The sequence below is a fragment of the Kitasatospora aureofaciens genome, from assembly GCF_019192735.1.
Lineage (GTDB): Bacteria > Actinomycetota > Actinomycetes > Streptomycetales > Streptomycetaceae > Kitasatospora > Kitasatospora aureofaciens_A.
Window position 1 is genome coordinate 1 of record NZ_JAHTKP010000129.1, and the last position, 5,691, is coordinate 5,691.

General features: G+C 67.5%; 3 protein-coding genes and 1 pseudogene. 3 read left to right on the top strand and 1 reads right to left on the bottom strand.

Annotated features, from left to right (window positions below):
* The first annotated feature begins 556 nt into the window (after nt 1-556).
* Nucleotides 557-1,987 carry a group II intron reverse transcriptase/maturase gene (gene ltrA / locus KV557_RS41220; RefSeq protein ID WP_218207236.1) on the top strand — a complete coding sequence of 477 codons (1,431 nt, stop codon included), beginning with the start codon at nt 557-559 and terminating at the stop codon, nt 1,985-1,987.
* 15 nt (nt 1,988-2,002) lie between these two features.
* On the opposite strand, the pseudogene KV557_RS43885 reads toward ltrA, so the two are convergent.
* A pseudogene (locus KV557_RS43885) lies at nt 2,003-2,967 on the bottom strand (IS5 family transposase).
* Nucleotides 2,968-3,130: 163 nt separating this feature from the next.
* Between KV557_RS43885 and KV557_RS41235 the strand changes: the two are divergent.
* Together KV557_RS41235 and KV557_RS41240 are read left to right on the top strand one after the other, a co-directional pair.
* Nucleotides 3,131-4,534, top strand: a complete 1,404-nt coding sequence (locus KV557_RS41235; RefSeq protein WP_218207239.1) for an IS1380 family transposase — start codon at nt 3,131-3,133, stop codon at nt 4,532-4,534.
* Nucleotides 4,535-5,118: 584 nt separating this feature from the next.
* Nucleotides 5,119-5,553, top strand: coding sequence for a hypothetical protein (locus KV557_RS41240; RefSeq protein WP_218207240.1), 435 nt, complete (start codon nt 5,119-5,121; stop codon nt 5,551-5,553).
* The last annotated feature ends 138 nt before the right edge of the window (nt 5,554-5,691 follow it).

A 5,691-nucleotide genomic window follows, 5' to 3' on the forward strand; every position in this document is an offset into this window, starting at 1 on the left:
GGCATCGCCACTCGCTACGACAAGACACCCGGCAGCTACCTCGCCGGCCTCCACCTCCGCGGCGCAATGATCTGGATCAAGGACCTCACCAAAACTGCTCCTTGATCACGACCAAATACGCTCCCTAGCGAGACGGGAAGGTGTACGCGAGGAACCAGTGCTTGACGCCCCGTAATTTCGACACCGGCTCCAACCTGGCGGATCTGGGCCGGACGCAGTGCACGACCGTCGGCGATCCGACGGTCGACTCCGAAGCCGAATCTACCTATCGGTGGGGAGGCCACGCCGAATGTCTGCGGCGTAGGTGTGGCGATGCTGCCGGGGTAGAGCTGGGCACCTCACCCGTCGATCGACTCCGTGGTGAACGTGGGAACTGTCCGCGGTCGCCCTCCGCGCCGGGCCTCCAGTCCGGCCGAGGGCAGGTCCATCGCCGGCTGAAGGCCGTCGGACAGGGCGGAGGCTCCGTAGTACTCGGAGGCCGGGAAAGCCGGCCACATGGGGAAGGGGGCCAGCAAGTCGGCAGTAAGGACCCTGGAATGTCAGGAGGTTGTCGCCGGTGAACACCGACGAGCTGGAGTCCGCCCTGTTCGGGGCGGAGCTGCGGGTACTGAAGATCCAGACCAAGCTGCACCGTTGGGCAAACGATGGTCCTCATCGCAGGTTCGACGATCTGTTCAACCTTGTGACCGACCCCGCCTTCCTTCTGATGGCATGGGATCGGGTCCGGGGGAACAAGGGTGCCCGCACGGCCGGAGTGGACGGGAAGACCGCGCGCTCCATCGAGGCCGGGCAGGGAGTCGAGGCCTTCCTCGACGGGCTGCGATCTCAGTTGAGAGACGGCAGCTTCCGGCCGGTTCCAGTACGCGAGCGGATGATTCCGAAGGCGAACGGCAAACTCCGTCGTCTCGGTATTCCGACCGTGGCGGACCGGGTGGTCCAGGCATCCTTGAAGCTGGTGCTGGAGCCGGTGTTCGAAGCGGATTTCCTTCCGTACTCGTACGGATTCCGCCCGAACCGCCGGGCGCAGGACGCTGTCGCCGAGACTCGCTACTTGACCAGTCACTCCTACGAGTGGGTGGTGGAGGGCGACATTACGGCGTGCTTCGACGAGATCTCGCACACGGCTCTTATGGACCGGGTCCGGAATCGGATCGGGGACAAGCGGATCCTGGCCTTGGTGAAGGCGTTTCTCAAGTCCGGGATCCTGTCCCGGGACGGAGCCCTCACCGACACACGCACCGGAACCCCGCAGGGCGGGATCCTCTCGCCCCTGTTGGCCAACATCGCACTCTCGGTCCTGGACGAGCACATCGCCCAGGCCCCCGGAGGAGCAGGCGCTACCTCCGAAGAACGGCGCCGCAGACGGCGGCGAGGATTGCCCAACTACCGGCTGGTCCGGTACGCGGACGACTTCCTCGTACTCGTCTCCGGCAGCCGTGAGCAGGCCGAGGAACTGCGAGGGGACGTCGCAGAGGTGCTGAAACCGATGGGTCTTCGCCTGTCGGTGGAGAAGACGAGGATCACCCACATCGACGAGGGCTTCGACTTCCTTGGGTGGCGCATCCAGCGCCACCGGAAGCGGGGCACCGACGGGCAGTACATCTACACCTACCCGGCACGGAAGTCAGTTCACTCCGTGACGGCCAAGGTGAAGGAACTGACCAGTCGACAGAACGTCGGCTTGCCGCTGACCGCCCTGCTGCACCGGCTGAACCAGGTGCTGCGGGGCTGGTGCGCGTACTTCCGTCCAGGGGTTTCGAACGTCGCCCTCTGCTACCTCGGCCACTACACGTGGATGCGGGTAGTCCGATGGATACGGCGCAAGCACCCCGGGATCACATGGAAGCAGCTCCGCCGCCGCTTCTGCGACGGCGGCTGGTGGCCCACCACGGAGGAGGGAGAACTGTTCAATCCGGCGAAGGTAAGCACAACCAGATACCGATACCGGGGAACGATCATCCCGACCCCGTGGCCCACTGCGGCATGAGAATCTGAGCCACCCCTAAACGGGACTTGTGGAGAGCCCGGTGCCCGGAGACGGGCACGCCGGGTTCGGGAGGCGGCTCGGGGAAACCCACTGGGTGGAAACACCAGCAGGGCGCCCCGAGTCGACCTCACCAACCGCGCGGAAGGTTTTCAGCTTGTTGATCGCCCGCTCGACGGTGTTGCGCTTCTTGTAGCGATCCTTGTCGAAGCCGGGCGGCCGACCCCCGGCGCTGCCGCGTCGGGCCCGGCCGGCTGCCTGGTCGCGCTTCTCGGGGATGACATGCCGGATTCCGCGTCTGCGCAGATAGCGGCGGGTTCGGCGGTTGCTGTAGCCCTTGTCCGCGCTGACGCTGTCCGGCCTGGTGCGCGGCCTGCCGCAGGTCAGCCTCGGCACGCGGATCTTGTTCATGACCGCCTCGAACTGGGTGCAGTCGGCGCACTGCCCGGGCGTGACGACCAGCGAGAGCACCCGGCAGCGGCCGTCCGCACTCAGGTGGATCTTGGTCGTGAACCCGCCGCGCGAGCGGCCGAGCGCCTCGCCTCCCGCACCACCTCCGCCAGCCGGTCGATCAGTTCCGCCCGAACCCGAGCGGCTTTGACCGCCTGGGCGAAGCCCCCTTTGACGGCGGGCGGCGGAGCATGCCGGGCGCCGGCGGCGTGGTGGTGCGCGCGCACGGACGTCGAGTCGACCGATACGTCCCAGTCGATCTCACCGGCCGCGTCCGCCTCGGCCTGGATCCGCCGCAGGAGCATCTCCCACGTTCCGTCCGCAGACCAGCGGCGATGCCGCTCGTGCACCGTCTTCCACGGTCCATACCGCTCCGGCAGATCGCGCCACTGCACGCCCGTGCGTATTCGGTACAGCACCCCGTTCACGACCTGGCGATGGTCCCGCCACCTGCCACAACGCCCGTTACTCACCGGCAGGAGCGGCTCCAGGCGCTCCCACTGGGCATCCGTCAGATCAGTCCTACTCCCCATAGTCGTATCAACGACTCAACTGATCGCCAGGACACTGCCTAGCCTGCGCGTTTCACTTGGGACTACGTCCGGATCATGAGCGAGAACGCGAAAGTGCCTTCTGAACTGGGAGGATGAGGCTTGTCTAAGGTCTCCGTCAGCCCAGCAGGAAGGCACTTTCTACGTGCACACTACCGGGTCTCGTCCCCGGCTCGTCGTCTCCACCGACGGGCGTGGCGTGGTCAGCCACGCCGGGTCGCGACTGCTGGCCGATCTCGCCGACGCCACCGGTCTCACTCGCGCCTTCAGCGATGCCCTGCGCCGGCTTCGTCCCCGCGGCACCGGCCACGAGCCGGGCCGGATCGCCGCCGATCTGGCGGTGATGCTCGCCGACGGCGGCGAGGCGATCGCAGACCTGGCCCTGCTGCGCGACCAGCCCGAAGTCTTCGGATCGGTGGCCTCCACCCCGACCGCCTGGCGGCTGCTGGCCGGCATCGACCCGGCCGCGCTCGCAGCCGTTCGCGCGGCCCGCGCCACCGCCCGCGAGATCGCCTGGCTCCAGGCCTGCGAGACTCGCGACGGCGTCCCCGCTTCTCACGCAGGGGGACGCGAACTGCCAGGCCTGGTCCTGGACATCGATGCCACCCTGGTCACCTGCCATTCCCAGAAGGAAAACGCCGCGTCGACCTACAAGCACGGCTTCGGTTACCACCCGCTGCTTTGCTTCCTCGACAACACCGGCGAGGCCCTGGCAGGCATGCTGAGGCCGGGCAACGCCGCGGCCAACACCGCCGCCGACCACATCGCCGTGCTCGATGCCGCGCTCGCCCAGATACCCGACGCCCACCGCCACGGCACCGAGATCCTCATCCGCGCCGACAGTGCCGGCTCCGCCAAGGCTTTCCTGGCCCACATCCGCGCCCTGCGCTCGCGCGGCGTCCGAGCGTCGTTCTCCGTCGGATGGTCCATCACCGAGCCGGTCCGTCTGGCGATCCGCCACCTGCCCGACCAGGTTTGGCATCCCGCCCTCGAACAGGACGGCTCCCTGCGCGACGGCGCCGAGGTCGCCGAACTGACCGGCCTGGCAGACCTGTCAGGCCTGCCCGGGGGCACCCGGATCATCGTCCGCCGCGAACGCCCGCACCCCGGCGCCCAGCTGTCCCTGTTCGACCAGGACGAGGGCATGCGCCACCAGGTCTTCCTCACCGACACCCCCTACGGCCATGGCTCCCTGCAACTGCTGGAGGTCCGCCACCGCGCGCACGCTCGTGTCGAAGACCGGATCCGCTGCGGCAAGACCACCGGATTCGGCCGGTTCCCCTCGCGTCACTTCGCCATCAACGCCGCGTGGCTGGAGCTGTCCCTGACCGCCATCGATCTGCTCGCCTGGACTCAATCCCTCCTACTGGAGGGAGAGTTGGCTGCGGCCGAGCCGAAGAAGCTCCGCTACCGGCTGCTGCACGCCGCCGCGCGCATCACCCGCGGCGCCCGCCGACTGCACCTGCGGATCGCCGCCACCTGGCCCTGGCGCCACGATCTCGCGACCGCCTTCACCCGACTGCAGGCCCTGCCCCGGCCCATCACCTGAACCGAGGCGACCACCATGCCCGCCCACGACCCGAGGACCTTGGAGAGACCGGCCACCGCGTCGGGCACTCGGCATGCTCAGCACCCGAACTCGACCTCGGACCACTGCCAACGTCATCAACCCGACTCAGCCAACCCCAAGCGAAACGCGGAGGCTAGGGCACGCATTTGGTCGTGATCAATGGGTCCGAGGCCTTGATCCACCAGCTCGGTCTTGCCCAGCACCGTGCCCAGCGCGTCGCCAGGACTGCTCCAGTGAGTGAGCGTACGGCCCGCGCACTCCGCGTCCGCAGCCGTCCAGCGCCAAATTCTCGCAGCCGCCGACTGTGCTACCGCGAGCTGCCGGATCAACCGTAGCTTCCAGCCGCCGGAACACGTCGCACGTCAAGTCGAAACGCCGATCGTCCACGCATTCTGAACCGGGGGCGGCGACTTGTCCGCCGCAATGCCCACGCGATGGAGCTAGACCCGATGCTCATACGCCAACCAGGCTCAGCGGTCCTCGACGATGAAACACGCCCGCTGGTAGAGCTCGTCGAACGTGATGATCTCGACGTCCTGGAGGGCCTGTCCGCTCCCCCAGGAGTGACACCCACCTGGCGGGGCCTCAACTTCGTCGACGGCCTTGCCGCCACATACCCGCAGGTCATCGACTACTACCTGCACGGCGGCCGGGAGAGGGTCGAGAGCGCTGTCTCCGACCTCACGAAGCTCCTGCGCCTGCACACCACCTCCGCCCACGACGCAGAGGTCCTGGAGGCGGCCGACGCCACTGCGACGCTCACCGCCCTCGCCGAGCGGGTCAACGCTGAAGACCCGCACTACAGCTACGACCTGATGATCACCCACGATCCGGTCGACATGGAGAACCTGGACCAGCACCGCCTGGCGGTCGTCGTGCAGCAGCAGACCGCGCGGTTCTGGGTGACGATCGCGGTCCGGGCCCGCTTCGAGGACGCGGAGGCGGTCCGTCCGAGGCGCTATGAGTGGACGTTAAGTCCCTTTTCTCTCGGTTCGTGATCGCTCGTTCATGTGAACGCCAGCCGTACTGGCGTGCCAGTCGGGGTTCGGGTGATGTTCTGCGGCGCATGGAAAGACGGGCGTATCCGAGCGACTTATCGGATGAGCAGTGGGCGTTGATCGAGCCGATGATCACGG